The organism is Thiothrix caldifontis (genome assembly GCF_900107695.1).
GTDB classification, from domain to species: domain Bacteria; phylum Pseudomonadota; class Gammaproteobacteria; order Thiotrichales; family Thiotrichaceae; genus Thiothrix; species Thiothrix caldifontis.
The window spans coordinates 35621-57090 of the sequence record NZ_FNQP01000017.1 but is presented as its reverse complement, the minus strand read 5'-3'; the positions used below and the strand labels follow the sequence as shown (position 1 = coordinate 57090).

The 21470-nt window shown below is 49.8% G+C and carries 20 protein-coding genes and 2 tRNA genes; all 22 read right to left on the bottom strand.

Annotation, left to right across the window (positions count from 1 at the left end; all coding sequences use genetic code 11):
* The gene (gene infB / locus BLV87_RS13610) at positions 1-2952 is read right to left on the bottom strand and encodes a translation initiation factor IF-2 (protein ID WP_093069546.1); all 2952 of its coding nucleotides are present in this window, start codon (positions 2950-2952) and stop codon (positions 1-3) included.
* 21 nt (positions 2953-2973) lie between these two features.
* Positions 2974-4470 (bottom strand): transcription termination factor NusA, encoded by a 1497-nt coding sequence (nusA, locus tag BLV87_RS13605; protein ID WP_093069544.1) that lies wholly within the window; start codon positions 4468-4470, stop codon positions 2974-2976.
* Positions 4467-4943: a ribosome maturation factor RimP gene (rimP, locus tag BLV87_RS13600; RefSeq protein WP_093069542.1), complete on the bottom strand. Its 477-nt coding sequence runs from the start codon at positions 4941-4943 to the stop codon at positions 4467-4469. Before rimP ends, nusA begins: the two co-directional genes overlap by 4 nt.
* Before the next feature lie 66 nt (positions 4944-5009).
* Positions 5010-5086 (bottom strand) — tRNA-Met (locus BLV87_RS13595).
* A 65-nt stretch (positions 5087-5151) separates the two neighbouring features.
* Entirely contained in the window at positions 5152-5442 is a 291-nt protein-coding gene (locus tag BLV87_RS13590; protein WP_093069540.1) for a DUF2818 family protein, read from the bottom strand.
* Positions 5439-6875, bottom strand: coding sequence for an NADH-quinone oxidoreductase subunit NuoN (gene nuoN / locus BLV87_RS13585; RefSeq protein WP_093069538.1), 1437 nt, complete (start codon positions 6873-6875; stop codon positions 5439-5441). The genes BLV87_RS13590 and nuoN overlap by 4 nt, the downstream gene beginning before the upstream one ends.
* Positions 6875-8419, bottom strand: coding sequence for an NADH-quinone oxidoreductase subunit M (locus tag BLV87_RS13580; protein ID WP_093069537.1), 1545 nt, complete (start codon positions 8417-8419; stop codon positions 6875-6877). The genes nuoN and BLV87_RS13580 overlap by 1 nt, the downstream gene beginning before the upstream one ends.
* 32 nt (positions 8420-8451) lie before the next feature.
* Positions 8452-10476, bottom strand: coding sequence for an NADH-quinone oxidoreductase subunit L (gene nuoL, locus BLV87_RS13575; RefSeq protein ID WP_093069535.1), 2025 nt, complete (start codon positions 10474-10476; stop codon positions 8452-8454).
* 3 nt (positions 10477-10479) lie between these two features.
* Positions 10480-10785 (bottom strand): NADH-quinone oxidoreductase subunit NuoK, encoded by a 306-nt coding sequence (nuoK, locus tag BLV87_RS13570; RefSeq protein WP_093069533.1) that lies wholly within the window; start codon positions 10783-10785, stop codon positions 10480-10482.
* A complete protein-coding gene (locus tag BLV87_RS13565) occupies positions 10782-11381 on the bottom strand; it encodes an NADH-quinone oxidoreductase subunit J (protein WP_093069532.1) in 600 nt (199 codons plus the stop codon). Before BLV87_RS13565 ends, nuoK begins: the two co-directional genes overlap by 4 nt.
* Before the next feature lie 9 nt (positions 11382-11390).
* Positions 11391-11882 carry an NADH-quinone oxidoreductase subunit NuoI gene (gene nuoI / locus BLV87_RS13560; protein ID WP_093069530.1) on the bottom strand — a complete coding sequence of 164 codons (492 nt, stop codon included), beginning with the start codon at positions 11880-11882 and terminating at the stop codon, positions 11391-11393.
* A 10-nt stretch (positions 11883-11892) separates the two neighbouring features.
* The gene (nuoH, locus tag BLV87_RS13555) at positions 11893-12963 is read right to left on the bottom strand and encodes an NADH-quinone oxidoreductase subunit NuoH (protein WP_093069529.1); all 1071 of its coding nucleotides are present in this window, start codon (positions 12961-12963) and stop codon (positions 11893-11895) included.
* 4 nt (positions 12964-12967) lie between these two features.
* Positions 12968-15274, bottom strand: a complete 2307-nt coding sequence (gene nuoG, locus BLV87_RS13550) for an NADH-quinone oxidoreductase subunit NuoG (protein ID WP_093069527.1) — start codon at positions 15272-15274, stop codon at positions 12968-12970.
* A 3-nt stretch (positions 15275-15277) separates the two neighbouring features.
* Entirely contained in the window at positions 15278-16558 is a 1281-nt protein-coding gene (gene nuoF / locus BLV87_RS13545) for an NADH-quinone oxidoreductase subunit NuoF (RefSeq protein ID WP_093069526.1), read from the bottom strand.
* Between the two features lie 4 nt (positions 16559-16562).
* Positions 16563-17084, bottom strand: coding sequence for an NADH-quinone oxidoreductase subunit NuoE family protein (locus BLV87_RS13540; RefSeq protein WP_093069524.1), 522 nt, complete (start codon positions 17082-17084; stop codon positions 16563-16565).
* The gene (locus BLV87_RS13535) at positions 17084-18337 is read right to left on the bottom strand and encodes an NADH-quinone oxidoreductase subunit D (RefSeq protein WP_093069522.1); all 1254 of its coding nucleotides are present in this window, start codon (positions 18335-18337) and stop codon (positions 17084-17086) included. The genes BLV87_RS13540 and BLV87_RS13535 overlap by 1 nt, the downstream gene beginning before the upstream one ends.
* Entirely contained in the window at positions 18337-19050 is a 714-nt protein-coding gene (locus tag BLV87_RS13530) for an NADH-quinone oxidoreductase subunit C (RefSeq protein WP_093069520.1), read from the bottom strand. Before BLV87_RS13530 ends, BLV87_RS13535 begins: the two co-directional genes overlap by 1 nt.
* Before the next feature lie 3 nt (positions 19051-19053).
* Positions 19054-19530: a NuoB/complex I 20 kDa subunit family protein gene (locus BLV87_RS13525; RefSeq protein WP_028490378.1), complete on the bottom strand. Its 477-nt coding sequence runs from the start codon at positions 19528-19530 to the stop codon at positions 19054-19056.
* The gene (ndhC, locus tag BLV87_RS13520; RefSeq protein ID WP_093069518.1) at positions 19521-19877 is read right to left on the bottom strand and encodes an NADH-quinone oxidoreductase subunit A; all 357 of its coding nucleotides are present in this window, start codon (positions 19875-19877) and stop codon (positions 19521-19523) included. The genes BLV87_RS13525 and ndhC overlap by 10 nt, the downstream gene beginning before the upstream one ends.
* A gap of 224 nt (positions 19878-20101) precedes the next feature.
* Positions 20102-20186: transfer RNA gene (locus tag BLV87_RS13515), tRNA-Leu, on the bottom strand.
* 24 nt (positions 20187-20210) lie between these two features.
* Positions 20211-20669, bottom strand: a complete 459-nt coding sequence (secG, locus tag BLV87_RS13510) for a preprotein translocase subunit SecG (RefSeq protein WP_093069517.1) — start codon at positions 20667-20669, stop codon at positions 20211-20213.
* Positions 20670-20682: 13 nt separating this feature from the next.
* Positions 20683-21435, bottom strand: coding sequence for a triose-phosphate isomerase (gene tpiA / locus BLV87_RS13505; protein WP_093069515.1), 753 nt, complete (start codon positions 21433-21435; stop codon positions 20683-20685).
* Positions 21436-21470 lie beyond the last annotated feature (35 nt).

Here is a 21470-nt window from a genome sequence, read left to right as displayed (position 1 = left end):
TTAAATCTTCCGTGCCACTTGAATGCGTTCATAGCATTCGATCTGGTCGCCTTTACGCACATCATTGTAGTCTTTGACCGCGATACCGCATTCTGTCCCCATGTGGACTTCTTTCACGTCATCACGGTGGCGACGCAAGGATTCCAGTTCGCCGTTGAAAATAACCACATTATCACGCAGGACGCGAATCGGCAGACTGCGACGCATCGCGCCATCCACCACCAAGCACCCAGCCACTTGACCCAATGCTGAAGAACGGAATACGTCGCGAACTTCTGCCAAGCCCACAAAGACTTCGCGAACTTCAGGTGACAACAAGCCACTCATCACCGACTTAATGTCATCAATGACTTCATAGATAATGCTGTAGTAGCGGATAGTGACACCGTTATCAGCAGCCGTCTTACGAGCTGTCGCGTCAGTACGCACATTAAAAGCGATCATCGTAGCACGAGATGCAGAAGCCAAATCCACATCACTGGCACTGATACCACCGACACCGGCAGCGACCACACGCACTTCAACTTCATCTGTTGACAGATTTAGCAATTCATTACGCAAAGCTTCGACACTGCCTTGTACGTCAGCTTTGATCAGGACATTTACCTGAGCACGCTCACTGGCCTTCACTTGCGTGAAGAAATCTTCTGATTTACTGACGTGTTGTGCCGCGAAGCGGGTATCACGTTGCTTTTCACGACGCAATTCCGCAATTTCACGCGCTTTGCGTTCGTCATTCAACACGACCACTTCATCACCCGCATCAGGTGCGGCAGAAAGCCCCAACACTGCCACCGGAATCGAAGGGCCTGCTTCTTTTACGGGGCGGCCTGCTTCATCAAACATGGCACGTACCCGACCATATTCAGAACCACACAGTAACAAATCGCCACGACGCAACGTACCACTGCGTACCAACACCGTTGCTACCGCACCACGACCTTTTTCAATACTGGCTTCAATCACGTTGCCCGTCGCTGGAGCCTCTGTTGGAGCAGTCAATTCTTGGACTTCAGCGACCAACAACAAAGTTTCCAGCAATTCGTCAATACCTTGACCGGTTTTAGCAGAAATTTGTACGACCGGAACATCCCCCCCCCATGCCTCAGTCTGGACTTCGTTCTGCGATAACTCGCTCAATACTCTATCAGGGTCTGCGGCTGGCTTGTCGATCTTGTTGATCGCCACCACCATAGGCACACCGGCTGCTTTCGCATGTTTGATAGCTTCCTTGGTTTGAGGCATAACACCATCATCAGCCGCAACGATCAGGATAATAATATCCGTCACTTGCGCACCACGCTCCCGCATTTTGGTAAAGGCTGCATGACCGGGTGTATCAAGGAAAGTTACCGTGCCGTGATCAGTGTCTACATGGTAAGCGCCGATATGCTGCGTAATGCCTCCGGCTTCCCCTGCTGCAACCCGCGTTTTACGGATATAGTCGAGTAAGGAGGTTTTACCATGGTCAACGTGTCCCATAATCGTGACGACAGGTGGACGCGGCTTCACTTCGTATTCGGTCGCATCTTGTCCGATCATCGCCGCTAATAATGCAGCATCATCCATTTCTTGCATCGGTTTGGCTTTATGGCCTAACTCTTCTGTCACCAGAATTGCAGTATCTTGGTCAATAGCCTGATTAATGGTCATCATCATGCCCATTTTCATCATCGCTTTGATAATATCAGTCGCACGAATAGCCAGTTTTTGCGCCAAGTCAGAAACAACGATGGTCGTCGGGATTTCAATTTCTTTAACGACAGGGACTGTCGGTTTTTCAAAACCATGCTTAGCATTGCTCTGTTGACGTGTATCTGGCTTGAAGGCTTCACGCCGACCGCCACCCCCCTTCTTTTTACCAGGGCGGTTACCAGCCGGAACATGCAATTCTTCGCGTCCACCACGCCCAGCCACTTTATTTTTGGATGACTTTTTATCAACACGCTTATCGTCAGACGATGCCACCACTTCTGTGTACTTCTCAACCGTGGTATTCACTACAACCGCTTTTTCTGCTTCAGGCTCGCTGACATCAGCCACTTCGCGCGGTGCTAACGATGGCTTCGGCTTCAACTTGGAGGGACGCCGTTTCAGAGCAGATGCCGCTTCTTCCCTTGCCGCTGCCACGACAACTTCACGTTGCTCTCTAGCACTCAAGTTCTCAGTCAGTTCTGTACTGCTGCTAGTATCAGCACTAGTGACAACTGGCATTTCAGGTGACACAACATGAACAGGAGATACTGGTTTAGTAACGTCTATCTCAGCGGCAGTAATTGCCGCAGGAGTACTCTCTATATTAATCGGCAGCGTTATGACGTCAGAGACAACAACGGCTGATACTTCAGCAACAGGTGGGATGTTCACCTCTTCGATTACTGGATTAGACACTGGTTCTACGGGTGCAACAGCAGCAGGTGTTGAAGGCTCTGGTTGAGGCGGTTCAACAGCAGCAGGCTGGCGCTGCTCCATACGCTTGGCTTCAAGCTGGCGACGTCCTTGCTCGGCTTTCTGTACCGCAGATTCTCGTGCTTGACGTTCAGCAGATAATTGCCGTGCTAATTCTTCAGTACGGCTGAGTCGTACTGCACCACCAGTTGTAGCAGATGATGTTGGGGGTTGCGAGTCAGCGGTCGTTTGCTCTGGTGGTTTAACGCCCGCACCAAACGTTTTCTTGTGTCTCACTTCAACACTAACCGTTTTGCTACGCGCACCACCCGCGCCAACCGTCATTTCGCTAGTGGAACGACGCTTCAACGTAATTTTATTGCCAGAATTACTCACTGGTGCTGCACCTTGACGAATGTGCGCCAACAATTTCAGCTTCTGCGCATCGGTAATCCATGCATCTGAGCCATTAACATGAATACCGGCATCCTGTAGCTGCTTGAGCAGAACTTCAACGGGAGCGTTGATCATCTCGGCAAGTTTTTTGACTGCTATGTCCGACATCTATTCCTTCCTCCCGCAGAATTAAGCTTCTGCTTTATCGTCCGCAAACCAAGGTTCACGAGCTTTCATAATCAAACTGGCTGCACGTGTTTCATCAATGTCAGCCAACTCCATGAGTTCATCCACGGATTGTTCTGCCAGATCTTCCATCGTACAAATACCTTGGGTTGCCAACTTAAAGGCTAAGGTATCATCCATGCCATCCATGTGCAGAAGGTCTGCTGCTGGCAAGTGACTATCCTGTGAAATGGCTTGTGACAACAACGCGGTTTGGGCGCGGTCACGCAATTCATTAACAAGGCTTTCATCGAAACCTTCAATTGCCATGAACTCTTCAATCGGCACATAGGCAACTTCTTCGAGGGTGGAAAAACCTTCTTCAACCAGAATTACAGCGACTTCCTCATCAACGTCAAGTTTTTCCATGAACAAATTGATGATAGCTTGTTGTTCTGCCTGAGTCTTCGCCTCTGCCTCTTCAACGCTCATCACATTGAGCGTCCAGCCAGTTAATTCGCTGGCAAGACGCACATTTTGACCGCCACGCCCAATGGCCTGTGACAGCTTTTCGCCATCCACACCAATGTCCATGCTTTTACTTTCTTCATCAACAACGATAGAAAGTACTTCAGCCGGAGCCATAGCATTCATCACATAGGTTGCGATATCTTCATTCCAGAGAACGATATCGACACGCTCTTTGCCGCCCAGTTCGTTGGTCACAGTTTGAATACGCGAACCACGCATCCCTACACAAGCACCAATGGGATCAATGTTCGGCAGGTTAGCACGAACGGCTACTTTAGCACGGGAACCTGCATCACGAGCAGCCCCCATTATATCAATCATTTCCTGACTGACTTCAGGAACTTCCAGTTTCATCAGTTCAATCAGGAAATTAACATCTGAACGACTCACAATAATTTGTGGACCACGCATGTCTTGATGAATTTCTTTCAGATACCCTCTGACCCGTGCACCAACGTGTAGCATTTCACCTGGAATCATTTCTTCGCGTGGAATAAATGCCTCAGCGTTTTCACCCAAATCCAGCACAATACCTTTACGGTCAGCACGTTTAACTACTCCCATGATCAAATGTCCGACTTTATCACGATAAGCAGAAACAACTTTTTCACGCTCAGCTTCACGTACCTTGGCAACAATCACTTGTTTGGCCGTTTGGGCGGCAATACGTCCAAACTCGACGGATGGGATAGATTCCTCAACATAATCGCCGATCGCCACATCGAAACCACGATCTTTGGCATAGCTTTCTAAAATCTGGCGTTCAGGACTTTCAAACTCAGGATCTTCGTCATCAACGACTTTCCAACGACGATAAGTCTCATAATCACCCGTCTGGCGATTAACCGATACACGTGCATCAATACCCATACCGTAACGCTTGCGGGTAGCCATTGCCAAGGCGGTTTCTACCGCTTGGAAAATAAGTTCCTTGCTGACATTTTTTTCATTGGAGACTGCATCAACAACGTAGAGAATTTCTTTATTCATGCGTGTTTACCGCCCTTGCGCTGAGGTCGAATATCCAGAACGACTCGCCCACGATCAATAATATCGTAAGGAATCTCAAAGACTGTGCCTTCCACTTCCATGAAGATATGGCTGTCATTCACAGCCTGCAACTTGCCAACGAAGTTACGACGCTTTTCTACGGGAAGACGGGTGCGCACTTTAATGTGTTTACCCACATACCGAGCATAATGCTCAGGAATGAATAACACCCTGTCAATACCAGGGGAAGACACTTCAAGAATATAAGCTACCGGAATAAGGTCTTCCACATCGAGCGAGGCACTCAACTGATTGCTTACACGTCCACAATCATCAACTGTAATGCCTTGGTCTGAGTCGATAAAGATACGCAGTAACGCGCTTTCTGTCTGTGGACGGTATTCATACCCCCACAAATCATAACCGAGACCGGTTACGGTGGTGTTAATTAGCGTATCTAATCTTTCTTGCATTACGTCTTGGGTACTTTACTGGGTAGCACATAATAAAAAAGGCCCTGATAGGGGCCTTCTTATATTTGGTAGCGGGGGCAGGATTTGAACCTGCGACCTTCGGGTTATGAGCCCGACGAGCTGCCAGACTGCTCCACCCCGCATCAGAGGAGCGAACTATAAAGCAAAGGTTTGTACCTTGCAAGCATTATCGAAACAAAACCCGAAATTAACGTACATGGCGATAAATGAAGCCAGGAAATGCAAACACCAGAAACAAAGCCAAGGTAACGGCGTAAAATTCCCAGTCCTGAACGTGTATTGTCCCCATCGCACGCTGCTCCAACAACAGCGCCAGACCACCAGCCACGAAATACAAAACAAACCATTCCAGCAAACGCAACCAGGCGGACTTGTTTTCACATTGCAGGATCAAAAAGCAACGCTGACTTAACCATGGCAGGTTGGCCAACACAAAAGCGAGGCCAAGAAAGCCCCACTGTAAAACTGATAAATTCATAAACGACTAGCGACCATTGCTGCTGAACAAACACCCATTAACGCACTTGGGAACAATCCCAATAGCACCATGAGTACACCATTTACACTAATCAGTATATTAAAATCAAGTTCAGCCTGAATCGGCGCAGTTTGTTCCGGCTTATCAAAGTATATCATTTTGATGGCACGCAAATAATAATACGCCCCGATCACCGACATCACCACCATGAACACCGCAGGCCACAAATAACCCGCCTGCATAACCGCCTGAATAATCGACAATTTCGCGTAGAAGCCCACGGTTGGAGGAATACCAGCCATTGAAAATAAGAATACCATCATAATAAAGGCATACCACGGATTACGCTCGTTCAAACCTTTCAAATCATCCAGAGTTTCCGCCTCAAAGCCTTCGCGCCCCAACAAAATCAAAATGGCAAAACCACCTGCTGCCATCATGGCGTAAGTAATCGTATAAAACAGTGCCGCACTGTAACCTTCCGTTGTTCCCGTCAGTGCCCCTAACAAAATGAACCCCATATGTGCAATGGTAGAATACGCCAGCATCCGCTTGAGGTTGAACTGTGCTATAGCAATCAAATTACCGAGAAATACCGAGAGTAAACCGAAGACCAATAATAGCTGCGCCCAACCCGGTTGAGCCGCCCCCATAGATTCAGCTAATACACGTAACAACATCGCTAACGCAGCGACTTTCGGTACACTACCTAGAAACATAGTTACCGCTGTTGGAGCGCCTTGATACACATCAGGAACCCACATATGAAAAGGCACTGCGCCAAATTTAAATGCAATCCCTGCCACGATGAACACCAGTGCAAATAGCAGTGGAATATTTTCTAGCACATTTTGGGAACTAACATAAGTCAGTACTTCAGCAAACTCCAACTTCCCGCTTAATCCATACAGAATCGAAATCCCATACAGCAACAAACCGGAAGCTATCGCCCCCAGCACAAAATACTTCATTGCTGCTTCAGAAGAACGCCCATCATCACGATTAAACGCCACCAGTGCGTACATCGACAGTGCCAACAACTCCAATCCCAAATAGACCACCAGCAAATGATTAGCAGATACCATCACCAACATTCCCAACACAGCAAACAAGCCTAGCAGGAAAAACTCACTCACCCATATCGTTCTATCTTTCAGATACTTGCGGGCATACACAAACACCACAAAGGTTAGTAACAAAATGCTAATTTTCAATACACCAGCAAGATCGTCACGCACATACATGCCATTCAGACCCGTCGTTTTCTCGCCGTCCATTGCACCATAAGCCAATAATGCCGTTGCCAGCAACGCCACTTGCGTCAGCAAATAAGTAATCATGCGGCAATCTTCGCGTAAAAAAACGTCCAGCAATAAAATCAAGCAGATCGTGCTCAGCAGAAAAATCTCCGGCATCGCAATCACAATATTCATTATGGGCATCCCCCTGCGAATCCACTACATACCTTGCTTTGCAAAGCCTGAGACAACAGATTTTTGATTGACACTTCCATCACATCCGTCAAGGGTTGAGGCCACAAGCCCAGTAATAATACTGCCGCCGCTAATATCGCCAACATCCAAAACTCCCGCCGACCAAGATCCTGCAAGGTAGCCACTTCAGCATTTTTCACCTCACCAAACATGACCCGCTTGACTAACCAAAGTGTATAAGCAGCCCCAACAATCAAAGTCGTTGCGGCGGCGAAGGCAATCCACGGACTTGCACGAAAGCTCGCCAGAATAACCATGAATTCACCCACGAACCCCGATGTACCTGGCAAGCCCGTATTCGCCATCGCAAATAACACATACAAAGCTGCAAACGTAGGCATCCTATTAGCAACCCCTCCATAGGCATTGATGTCACGCGTATGCATCCGATCGTACAAAACACCGATACACAAGAACATAGCGCCAGAAATAAAGCCGTGCGAAACCATCTGCACCATACCGCCCTGAATTGCCAACACGGCACTATTCATCGCACCACTGATATTTAGCGTATTCTTCGCAATGCCATAGATCACGAAAAAGCCCAAGGTAACAAACCCCATGTGTGCAATGGAAGAATAAGCCACTAACTTTTTCATATCCTGCTGCACCAAAGCCACAAAACCAATGTACACCACTGCTGTCAGTGACATTAGAATAACTAACCAATCTAATTGTGCTGCCGCATCCGGCACAATCGGCAAGGCAAACCGCAAGAATGCATAGCCACCGACTTTTAATGTAATCGCCGCCAAAATCACCGAACCACCTGTAGGCGCTTCCACGTGCGCATCCGGCAACCACGTATGCACCGGCCACATCGGCACTTTCACCCCGAAAGCCAGCAAGAATGACAAGAAAATCAAAGTTTGCGGAATAATATCTATTGGCAATTTATGTAAATCTGCCACCGCGAAACTGCCACCCAATTGATACAGGTAGATCAAACTGATCAGCAAAAACACCGAACCGAAAAAGGTATACAGGAAAAATTTGATCGTGGCATACACCCGACGTGCTCCACCCCAAATCCCAATGATCAAAAACAGCGGAATCAGCATCGCCTCAAACAAGATATAGAACAGCATCGCATCCAGCGCCGCAAATACCCCGTTGACAATCCCCGCCATAATCAAAAAAGCCGCCATATATTGGGAAATTCGATACGTAACCACTTCCCAACCCGCGATCACCACCATCACCGTAATAAAGGTATTCAGCAGAATCAATGGCATAGAAATGCCATCCACCCCCAGATGGTAATTAATCTTAAACGCCTCAACCCAAGGGATAAATTCCACAAACTGCATCTCAGCAGTACTAGGTACAAAGTACGTATACAACGGTAAACTGATCACAAACGTCAGTAACGCAATTCCCAGTGCAAACTGTTTAGCGCCAGAACGATCGCCCACAATTAATACACCTAAGCCACCGATAATCGGCAACCAGATCAACAAACTCAGTATTGGCAAATCAAGCATGTGCAATTCCAGTTAAAGCCAACAGAACGGGATTAGAAAAACAAAAACCAAGTAAGCATCAACAAGATGCCTGCCACCATCGAAAAGGCGTAGTGATACAAATACCCGGTCTGAAGATGACGCATCACACCAGAAAACCATCCGACTGCTTTTGCTGCGCCATTCACCACAAAACCATCAATCATCACCCGCTCGCCGAAAGACCACAGCCCATTACCCAAACTGACCGATCCTTTCGCAAACACATTCTGATTAAAATCATCCAAATAATACTTACGGTCCAACAAGGTATGCAGCCAGCGGAACTTGTCATACGCCCAACGCGCCAGTGAATCATCTTTCAAGTAAATAAACCACGCAGTAGCCAACCCAGCCATTGCCAACCAGAAAGGTGGTGCCATCAAACCATGCAGGATGAAACCCATTACACCATGATACTCAGCGCTCATATGCTCAATTGCCAAATGTGCTGATAACCAACTTTTCAACCCTAAGTCAAAACCATGTGCAGCATCATTGACAAAGATTGCATTCTTAAAAAATGAACCAACCACCATTGGATCCAACAAATATCCGGCAAACACCGACGGAATTGCCAAAGCAATCAAGGGAACTGTTACAACCCACGGTGACTCATGTGGCTTGTCACCGTGCCCATGATGACCGTGATCATCATGACCGTGCCCATGTGTGTCAAAGCGCTCTTTACCATGGAACACCAAGAAGAACATACGGAAACTATAAAAAGCCGTGACAAACACACCTAACAATACCAGCGTATAAGCGTAACCAGCCGCCCACAGATGTGATTCGTGTACCGCTTCAATAATCAGATCTTTGGAAAAGAAACCGGAAAAACCAGGGAAACCAATCAATGCCAATGAACCAATCAGGGAAGTCCAATACGTAATCGGCATATACTTTTTCAGCCCACCCATTTTGCGAATATCCTGCTCATGGTGCATCGCAATGATTACAGAACCAGCCGCCAAGAACAGTAATGCTTTAAAAAATGCGTGAGTCATCAGATGGAAAACCCCGGCCGAATAAGCTGAGGCTCCTAATGCCACAGTCATATAACCAAGCTGTGATAGCGTGGAATAAGCCACCACCCGCTTAATATCATTCTGTACAATCCCAATCAGCCCCATAAAGAAAGCCGTAGTCGCCCCAATAATCAGGATCAAATTCAATGCCGTATCTGACAGCTCAAAGATAGGGGACATCCGAGCCACCATGAAAATCCCGGCTGTTACCATCGTTGCTGCATGAATCAACGCTGAAATTGGTGTCGGGCCTTCCATCGAGTCTGGTAGCCACACATGCAAAGGTACTTGCGCCGACTTACCCATCGCTCCAATGAACAACAAAATGGCAATAACGGTTGGAATGTGCCACTTCGTATCCTCAAACACCTTAAAATCGTTAGCCCCAGACAACTGTGGTATGCGCGCAAAAACCTGTACATAATCTAAAGTTTCGCAATACAGTAATACCGCCGCGATCCCCAGCAAAAACCCGAAATCCCCCACCCGATTCACCAGAAACGCCTTCATATTGGCGTAAATCGCGGTATCTTTCTTAAACCAAAAACCAATGAGCAAATACGACACCAACCCAACCGCTTCCCAGCCAAAGAACAACTGCAAAAAGTTGTTACTCATGACCAGCATCAGCATCGAAAAGGTAAACAACGAAATATAACTGAAGAAACGCTGATAACCGGGATCTTCGTGCATATAGCCAATCGTATAAATATGCACCATCAAGGAAACAAACGTAACCACCAACATCATCATCGTACTAAGGTTATCCAGCATGAAACCGATTTCAAACCGAATATCCGCAATCACTGCCCACGTATACACCGTACCGTTATAGCTATTACCATTGCCCATCACATCATAGGCAACGTAAACCGACAGCAAAAACGCCACCGCCACGCCCAAAATCGTGACCCAATGCGCTCCTGCACGTCCAATTTTTTTCCCAAACAGCCCCGCAGCAATCGCCCCGAACAACGGTGCAAGCGGAATAGCCAGATAAATTGCTTCCATCGCTTACCCCTTCATCGCATCAAGTTGTTCAACATTGATCGTGCGCCGGTTACGGAACAAAACCACCAAAATCGCCAAGCCAATCGCCGCTTCCGCTGCCGCCACCGTGAGGATAAAGAACACGAACACCTGCCCTGCCATATCCCCCAGATAATGGGAAAACGCGATAAAATTCAGGTTCACCGCCAGCAACATCATCTCGATGCACATCAACAAAATCAGCACATTCTTACGGTTAAGGATCATGCCTGCGATGCTGATCGCAAACAGCAAGGCCGCCACAATCAGGAAATGCGACAAAGGGATCATGCTTGCTCCTTGGTTTCGGCTTTCATCTTCACCAGACGTACACGGTCTGCCCGCTTCACCTGCACCTGTTGGCTAATATCTTGTTTACGCGAATCCGGGCGACGACGTAGCGTCAAGGTAATCGCGGCAATAATCGCCACCACCAGAATCACCGCCGCAATTTCAAACGGATACACATAATCCGTATACAAAATCGCGCCCAACGCTTCGGTATTATTCGCCGGAGCCGGATTCAACGGTGTCGCAATCTGAAACGGCGCACTTTGCAGCACCAGAATCATTTCCACCGCAATCACCGCTGCCACCACAAAGCCAACAGGTGCGTGTTTCACTAGCCCCTCTTTCAATGGATCGGTGTTCAAGTCCAGCATCATAATCACGAACAAAAACAGCACCATCACCGCCCCGACGTACACCAATACCAGCACCAAGCCGAGGAATTCCGCTTCCAACAGCAACCACAATGCGGCACTGGTGAAAAAGCTCAAAATCAGGCACAACGCCGCATACACTGGGCTGCGTACCGTCACCATCCCCACTGCCGCTGCCACTAATACAGCGGAAAACAGGTAAAAGATAATCTGCTCAAATGTCATGTCATCCCCTTAACGGTACGGCGCATCAGCGGCTTTCATCTTGGCAATCTCAGCTTCGTGCTTGTCACCGATTGCCAGCAATTTGTCTTTGGTTTGAATATTTTCACCACGATTTTCAAAGTGATACTCGAAAATATTGGTTTCCACAATCGCATCCACCGGGCAGGCTTCCTCACAGAAACCGCAGTAAATGCACTTAAACATATCAATGTCATAGCGCGTGGTACGGCGTGTACCATCCGGGCGTTCTTCCAAATCAATTGTGATTGCCAGTGCGGGGCAAACCGCTTCGCACAATTTGCAGGCAATGCAACGCTCCTCGCCATTCGGGTAACGCCGCAATGCGTGATGCCCCCGAAAACGGTTAGAAATCGGCGTTTTTTCTTCCGGGTACTGAATCGTGATTTTACGCTCGAAGAAATACTTCCCCGTCACGCCCATGCCCTGCATCAATTCTTTCAGGCTGAACGTCTTGAAATAATGTTTCCAGTTGAAACTCATATCAGTCTCCTTACAGCCACGGTTTCCAGCCCAGCGCAATCGCCAGCCCTTCCGCAAAAATCCACACCAAGGTGATCGGGATCAGAATTTTCCACCCCAAGCGCATGATTTGGTCATAACGGTAACGCGGGAACGTGGCGCGAAACCAAAAGAACAGCAGCATAAAGAACGAGGCTTTCAATAGTAACCAATGGATACCATCACCAAACACCCTGCCCAATACCGGCATATCCGTCAAGAAAGTCAGCCCTTGGAACGGTGACAACCACCCACCCAAGAACATCAACGAAGTCAGTGCGGCAATCAGCCACATATTGGCGTATTCCGCGAGGAAGAAAATCGAGAACGCCATGCCGGAATATTCCACATGGAAACCCGCCACGATCTCGGATTCGCCTTCCGCCACGTCAAACGGCGCACGGTTGGTTTCTGCCACACCCGAAATAAAATACACCAAGAACAAGCCAAATAAAGGCCACACAAACCAGCTAAAAATGCTGCCCGATTGCGCCCGCACAATATCGCCAAGATTCAAACTGCCGGATGCCATCAACACCCCAACCAGTGCGAACCCCATTGCAATTTCATACGACACCATTTGCGCCCCAATACGCAGCGCGGAAAGTTGCGCGTACTTGGAGTTGGAAGCCCAGCCCGCAATAATCACCCCGTACACACCCAACGAAGTCAATGCCAGCAGGAACAACAACCCCGCATTCACATCCGCCAACACCATGCCGTCACTGAACGGAATCACCGCCCAAGCTGCAAACGCAGGCCCCATTGCCAACAAAGGTGCGATCAAAAATAAGAAACGGTTAGACCTCGCAGGAATAACAATTTCCTTAAAAATCAGCTTGAACATATCCGCAAACGGCTGCAACAAGCCTTTGAACCCAACCCGGTTCGGTCCGACGCGCACCTGCATGAAACCGATGATCTTGCGTTCTGCGTAAGTCGCGTAAGCCACTAATAGGATCAGCGGCAACACAATTGCCACCACTTTGATCAAAATGATTAGCAGCGTCACCATCCACTCAGGGAGGAAGGCACCGAAGAAATTTGCGAGTATTTCCATCATTCCCCTAACCTGCCTTTGCTATTTGAAGCGCACCGAAAGCCGCGCCCAACACGTTGGATACTTCAATGCCCGACTGCAAACCGGCGCAACCTGCTGGAATCCCCGCGTCCAGTTGTGCTGGCAACGTGATCGTCACCGCACCTTGCGACACCTTAAGCGTATCGCCAGCCGCGACACCCATATTCGCCGCATCTTGCGGATTCAACTGCACCGCCGCCGGAGGAATCATCGCCTGCAAGGCTTTCGCACGGCGCACCAGCGGATCAACGCGATACATTTGCACATCGCCAATACGCTGAAACGCCCCATCTGCCGTTGTAGAGACGCAAGATTTTGCGTCTCTACCTACAGTGCCAGCATAACGGTTGTTACAAACCGCTACACCGTCGAGTTCAAGGTGCAACTCGGCAACAATTTCTTCGGTGGCAACCCAATCAAATTCAGGCACACCTGCCGTATTACCCAACACCCGCAGCACTTTCCAAGTAGGACGTGCTTCACCCGGTGGCACAGTCGCGCCCTTAAAGCTTTGCCACTGTCCCGCTGCATTAATGAACGTACCGGAAGTTTCCGCAAACGTCGAACTGGGCAATAACACTGTCGCGTATTTGCGCGTCGTATTATCCGCAAACGGCGCAATCACAATCACGTTTTCCGCCGCACTCAAAGCTTTCATTGCTTGTTGCGGATTCGCGAAATCTGCCAACTCGGTATTCAGCAAGACAAACGTGCGGGTATTTTCACTGAGGAACTCACCAACCGGCACACCCGCTTGTTTGAGTTCACGTCCCGCCGATAAACGGTGCGGCACAACACCTGCTACCCACGCACCCACGGTATTAGCACTTTCCGCCAAATAGCCAAAGGTTGCGCCCGTTTGTTCCGCAATCGTGTAAGCCAAGCCGCGTAACGCCGCAAAATCGGGATGCTGAACGGCAACATTGCCCAGCAATACCGCCGCGTGTTCCGCATTTTTAAGCGTTGCCATCACCGCATTATCGGGGTCATTCGCCATCGCTTGTAAAGCTTGCAGCATATCTGCCGGAGCAACCGCCTGTTGCGCCACGTCGTAGTTGAAATCGAAGGCTCGCGGATTCAACGCCATCACCGCCGCGCCTTTGAGTGCCGCTTTGCGGATGCGGTGATTCAGCAACGGCTGTTCTTGGCGCACATTAGAGCCGATCAGGAATACCGCATTTTGCTGTTCCAATTGCGCGATGGGCATACCCAACGATGGGCAAAGCGGTGCAGCACTTTGGTCGCTGAAATCAGTCTGGCGCACACGGTGGTCAATATTGCGAATGTTCAAACCGCGCATTAAACGCTGGAACAAATACAACTCTTCCACAGTGGAAGTCGCGCTTGCCAATGCACCGGTACGCGCTGGGTCAGCCGCCCGCAAAATTTCTGCGGTCGCATCTAACGCCTGTTGCCAGCTCACTTCATACCAATGCCCGTCACGCTTGAGCATCGGCTTGGTAATACGGTCAGCACTGGCAATGCCTTGATAGCTGAAACGGTCACGGTCGGAAATCCAGCATTCGTTAATCGCGTCATTTTCACGCGGTACTGCCCGCACCACTTCTTTGCGGAAAGTGTGTACCTGAAGGTGTGAACCCACCGAATCGTGCGGGGCAATCGCATCATGCGCCACCATTTCCCACGCCCGTGCTTTGTAGCGTGACGGTTTCGCGGTCAGCGCACCCACAGGGCAGAGGTCAATCACATTGCCGGAGAGTTCCGATTGGAGCGATTTCTCAATATACGTGCCGATTTCGAGCCGATCACCGCGCCCTACCCCGCCCATTTCGCGCATTCCGGCAATTTCGTCACCGAAGCGCACACAGCGGGTGCATTGAATGCAGCGGGTCATTTCGGTTTCGATTAACGGGCCAATGTCTTTGTCTTGCACCACGCGCTTGATTTCGGCGTATTGCGATTTATTGCTACCGTAACCGACTGAGACATCCTGCAATTCGCATTCGCCACCTTGGTCGCAAATCGGGCAATCCAGCGGATGGTTAATCAGCAGGAATTCCATAATGCCTTTCTGCGCGTTTTTGGCTTTGTCTGAGCGCGTCCAGAATTTCATGCCTGCATTCACGGGCGTGGCGCAAGCGGGAACCGGTTTCCACGACTTTTCCATTTCCACCAAACACATGCGGCAGTTAGCGGCAATCGAGAGCTTTTTGTGGTAGCAAAAACGTGGAATGGAAATCCCATTATTATCAGCCACTTCAATCAGCATCGCACCTTTGCGAGCCTGAACCGGCTGGTCGTTAATTTCGATGGTGACGAATTCTTCTGCCATGTGTTACCCCTGTCCCACCATGCTACGACCGTGCTTGACGTAGTACTCAAATTCCTCACGGAAGTGCTTAACGAAACTCCACACCGGCATCGCTGCCGCTTCACCCAAGGCGCAAATGGAACGACCTTCGATATTGTGGGAAATCTCTTCGAGCCGCGTAACGTCTTCCATCTTGCCCTTGCCTTCCACAATGCGGGTCAACATACGGTATAACCAACCTGTGCCTTCACGACATGGCGTGCATTGCCCGCAGGATTCGGAGAAGTAAAAGCGGGAAATACGTTGCAACACTTTGACCATATCGGTGGTGTCGTCCATCACAATGACCGCGCCCGAACCAAGGTATGAACCGGCTTTGGCAATGGTGTCATAGTCCATCGTCAAGCCCATCATGACATCACCCGGCAACACCGGAACGGACGAACCACCCGGAATCACTGCTTTCAGCTTGCGTCCGTTGCGCACCCCGCCAGCTAACGCCAGCAGTTCAGGGAACGGCATCCCCATCGGAATCTCGAAATTGCCGGGATTATTCAAATGCCCTGACATGGAAAACAGCTTTTCGCCGCCGGAGTTTTTCACACCCAGATCAGCGAACCACTTGCCGCCATTGCGCATAATCACCGGAATGGACGAGAGCGTTTCGGTATTATTAATCGTGGTCGGGCGACCGTACAAACCGAAACTCGCGGGGAATGGCGGCTTAAAACGTGGCTGACCTTTTTTGCCTTCCAGCGATTCCAGCAAAGCGGTTTCTTCGCCGCACACATACGCACCCGCACCGAGCGTACCGTACAGATCAAAATCAACGCCACTGCCTTGAATATTTTTGCCCAGCAAACCGAGTTCGTAGGCTTCTTTCACTGCCTGCTCGAAATGGATGAACGGTTCATCCATAAACTCGCCGCGCATGTAGTTATAGCCCACGGTTGCGCCAATGCTGTAACCCGCAATCGCCATGCCTTCTACCAGCGCGTGCGGGTTGAAACGCAAGATGTCGCGGTCTTTGCAGGTTCCCGGTTCGGATTCATCCGAGTTGCACACGATGTATTTTTGCCCCGGCATAGTACGCGGCATAAAGCTCCACTTCATGCCGGTGGGGAAACCCGCACCGCCGCGCCCGCGTAAACCGGAGTCTTTGATCGTATCAATGATTTCTTCAGCAGGTGTTTTTTCAGCCAGAATTTTACGCCATGCCTGATAACCGCCTACTTTGAGGTAGCTTTCCAGCGTGTGGGCTTGGTCGCCAAATTGGGTCGTGATGAAACAGACTTGATTTGCCATGTGCTTACTCCAGTCCGTCCAAAATCTCATCCACTTTTTCAGGGGTGAGATGGGTGTGGTATACGTGGTTGACCTGCATCATTGGCGCACTGCTGCAAGCGGCGAGGCACTCTTCTTCGACTTTGAGGAAGAATTTACCATCTGGCGTGGATTCGCCCAGCTTAATACCCAGCTTTTTCTCAATATGATCGAGAATCACATCCGAACCGCACAACATGCAGGAGACATTGGTGCAAACCGAAATGCTGTACTTCGCCGCCGCTTTCGCATCCATTTCATACATGGAGTAAAAGCTGGCAACTTCATACACCGCAATTTCGGGCAAGCCTAAATAATCTGCCACCGCATCCATTTTTTCGCGGGATAAATAATGGTCTTCGTGCATCACCGCGCGTAACGCTGCCAGCAATGCCGATTGCTTTTTATCCGCCGGATAACGTGCTAACCAACTATCAATGTCTTCACGCTCGTGATGGCTGAGCAAGTCGCTTTTGCGCTTGAGCATCGTAATGGGATGTTCAGTCATCAACGGTCAACCTCCCCGAAAACAATATCTTGGGTGCCGATAATCGCCACCACGTCAGCCAACATGTGGCCTTTCACCATTTCATCCAAGCCGGATAAATGTGCAAATCCCGGCGCACGTACTTTTAAGCGGTACGGTTTATTCGCACCATCCGAGACGATGTAGCAGCCAAATTCACCTTTAGGGTGTTCCACCGCTGCATACGCTTCGCCTTCTGGTAAGCAATAGCCTTCGGTCATCAGCTTGAAGTGCTGAATCAAGGCTTCCATATCCTGCTTCATTTCAGCGCGTTTCGGCGGCGCGATTTTGCTGTCTTCCAGCATTACTTCACCGGGATTCACACGCAACCAGTCAATGCATTGCTTGATAATACGATTGGATTGGCGCATCTCTTCGATCCGCACTAAATAGCGGTCATAACTGTCGCCATGCGTTCCCACCGGAATATCGAAATCCATCTTGTCGTAAGCCGCATACGGTTGCTTCTTGCGTAAATCCCATTCCACGCCCGAACCGCGTAGCATTGCCCCACTAAAACCGAGTTGCAGCGCACGCTCCGGTGACACCACGCCAATCCCGACCAGACGTTGTTTCCAGATGCGATTATCGGTCAGTAAGGTTTCGTACTCATCCACATAACCGGGGAAACGGTTGGTGAAATCTTCCAAGAAGTCGAGCAATGAACCACCACGGTTGGCGTTGAGGCGCTTAGCTTCGGCTTCGGTGCGGAAACGGTTCGGTAAAAATTGCGGCATGGAATCCGGCAGATCACGGTAAACACCACCCGGACGGTAATACGTGGCGTGCAAACGTGCGCCAGACACCGCTTCATACGCATCCATCAAATCTTCACGTTCGCGGAAAGCGTACAGGAACATGGTCATTGCACCCACGTCCAGCGCGTGTGCGCCAATCCACAGCAAGTGGTTGAGAATACGGGTAATTTCATCGAACATGGTGCGAATATAGAGCGCACGTTCTGGCGGGGTAATCCCCAACAGCTTTTCAATCGCCAGCACGTAACCGTGTTCATTGCACATCATTGACACGTAATCGAGGCGATCCATGTAACCGATGCTTTGATTATACGGTTTGCTTTCTGCCAACTTCTCGGTGCCACGGTGCAGCAAGCCAATGTGCGGGTCAGCACGGACGATGGTTTCACCGTCCATTTCCAGCACCAGACGCAACACACCGTGCGCTGCGGGGTGAGCTGGGCCAAAATTCAGCGTAAAATTGCGGATTTCAGGCATTAGTCATCACGCTCCACGGCTGGGGAAAAACGCTGGTCAGCGCGGATAGTGCGCGGAACCAACACCCGCGCTTCAATGGATACAGGTTCGTAAATGACGCGCTTTTGCTCAGCGTCGTAACGCATTTCAACCTGCCCGATGAGCGGGAAATCTTTGCGGAAGGGGTGTCCGACAAAACCGTAGTCGGTGAGGATGCGGCGTAAATCCGGGTGTCCACTGAACATAATTCCAAACAGATCAAATGCTTCACGCTCGTACCAATTCACCGAACTCCAGATGTCCACCAACGATGCCACTACCGGAAAATCGTTGTCATCACAGCGTGTTCGCACTCGAATACGCATATTGCGGCTTACCGATAGCAAGTGAATAACCACTGCGAAACGTTTACCCGCGAACTGAGCACCCTCCTCCTGCGCATCAAAATCAAACGAATCCGCTTCGGTGGCTTGTGCCGCACGGCTAAAACCGCTGCGCGAGGCAGTGGTCACATCCCACTCCACATCGCCATACGTGAGGTAATCAACCCCACACAAATCGGTTAGTTGCGCAAAATCCAACATGGAATCGTGCCGCAGGAAACGCGCCACTTCCAGCCAATGTTCAGCGGCTACTTCCAAGGTCAACTCGCCGTGCGCCAGAACGCTGGCTGACAGCTTATCGCCGAGTCCTTCCTGAACATAATCCTTAACAAATTCGAGTGATACAGCCATGAATTACCGCGCTATCGTGTTGGTTCGACGAATTTTATTCTGCAACTGGATAATGCCATACAGCAGGGCTTCAGCGGTTGGCGGGCAACCGGGTACGTAAATATCCACCGGCACAATCCGGTCACACCCGCGCACCACCGCGTAGGAATAATGGTAATAACCGCCACCATTGGCGCAAGAACCCATCGAAATTACCCAACGCGGTTCCGCCATCTGATCATAGACCTTACGCAACGCCGGAGCCATTTTGTTGGTCAGCGTTCCTGCCACGATCATCACATCCGATTGGCGCGGACTGGGGCGAAACACAATACCGAAACGGTCTAAATCGTAACGTGAAGCCCCCGCGTGCATCATTTCGACCGCGCAGCACGCCAGACCAAAGGTCATCGGCCACAACGAGCCAGTACGCGCCCAGTTGATCAGGGCATCGGCTGTCGTGGTGACAAAGCCTTTTTCCAGAACCCCTTCTACTCCCATTCCAGCGCCCCTTTTTTCCACTCGTAGATGAAACCAACAATCAGGATAGTCAGGAAAATACCCATCGCCACGATGCCGAACACCCCAATGGTGTCGAGCACAATGGCCCAAGGGAACAAAAAGGCGATTTCAAGATCGAAAATGATGAAAAGGATGGCGACGAGGTAGTAGCGCACGTCAAATTTGATGCGAGAGTCTTCAAACGCGGGGAAGCCACACTCAAATGGCGAATCTTTTTCTGCGTCTGGTCGGCGCGGGCCTGCAAGCAAACCCAAACCTAGCAATACCACTGCTAAGCCAAAACCGACTGCCAGAAAAACGAGAATGGGAAGGTATTCTCCTAGCATACTAACTCCTGGTGCAAACCGTAGCGTTCTCTCCAAATCACTCGGTTGTCTGTGATGCATGATTCCAAACACACACTGTTTGTATCACTATTTCGTTATACAGTCGAATATAACGGTGCATGAACCACAGATTAATTCCCCAAAGTGGGTATTGTCAGGTTTTAGCAAGAATTAGGCATAAAAGCAAAAAGCCCATCATCTTACGATGACAGGCTTTTCATGTATGGTACCGACGACCGGACTCGAACCGGTACAGCTTGCGCCACTACCCCCTCAAGATAGCGTGTCTACCAATTCCACCACGTCGGCAAAGCAGGCGCGAATTCTATCCTACTATTTCTTTTCTTGCACGGGTTTTTCATCGGCAACTGGTTTTTTCTCATCAACCACTGCCTTTTCTTCAACTTTGTTAGACGGCTTAGCATCAACAGCAGGCGGAACATCGCTAGAGGCTTTCTCGGCGGCAGGTGCTGGTGGTACATCACTTGACGGTGCTGCCGGGGTTTCTGTCTTGGTTTCTGGTGCAGCAGATTGCATAATGCTGACGGATTCCAGCGTGCGCCCTGATGCCAAAAATGCCAAGGCCAATGCCACCAAGAAAAAGACGGTCGCTAGAATACCGGTGGTACGACTCAAAAAGTTCGCTGAACCTTGCGAGCCAAATACCGTACCCGACGCACCGCTACCAAACGCAGCACCTGCATCAGCACCTTTGCCCTGTTGCATTAGGATTAACACAATCATAGCCACAGAAACAACGATCAAAATGATCAACAAGACATTGTATAACATAGTTTTTTGAACCTTAGTTACCGGCCTTGCAAATAGCCAAGAATTCGTTGGCATCCAGTGATGCACCACCAATTAGGCCACCGTCAATATCCGGCATTGCAAACAATTCAGCAGCATTCGCACCTTTGACGCTGCCACCGTATAAAATCTGTACTTTCGCTGCAACCGCTGCATTCAGCGTCGCCAATTTGCCCCGAATAAACGCATGAACATCCTGCGCTTGTTGCGGACTAGCGGTTTTACCCGTACCAATCGCCCACACCGGTTCGTAAGCAATCACACCGTCAGTCAATGCTTCCACACCTTCCAGTGCAATCACCGCATCCAATTGACGCGCCACGACCGCTTCGGTAATGCCTGCTTCACGCTCCTCCAGCGTTTCGCCCACACACAGAATCGGTTTGAGGCCATACTTACGTGCAGCAGCAAACTTACGTGCAGTATCAGCGTCTTGCTCACCGTAAATGGCACGGCGTTCAGAGTGACCCACAATCGCGTAGTCACAGCCAAACTCCTTGAGCATCGCCCCGGAAACTTCGCCAGTGAAAGCACCTGCGTCTTGATCAGCAATATCCTGAGAACCCAGACCGATACGACTTCCAACCACCAGTGCCTGCGTCATGGGAATGTAGACGTAAGGTGGGCAAACTGCCACCGCCACATTATCCATGCCTTCCAGTCCAGCTAGAATGCCACCCATCAAAGACTCGATACTCGCCTTTGACCCGTTTAGTTTCCAGTTACCTGCAACCAATTTTTGACGCATAACTCCACCTCTCTTTCAAGCAAGGGCGAAAGATT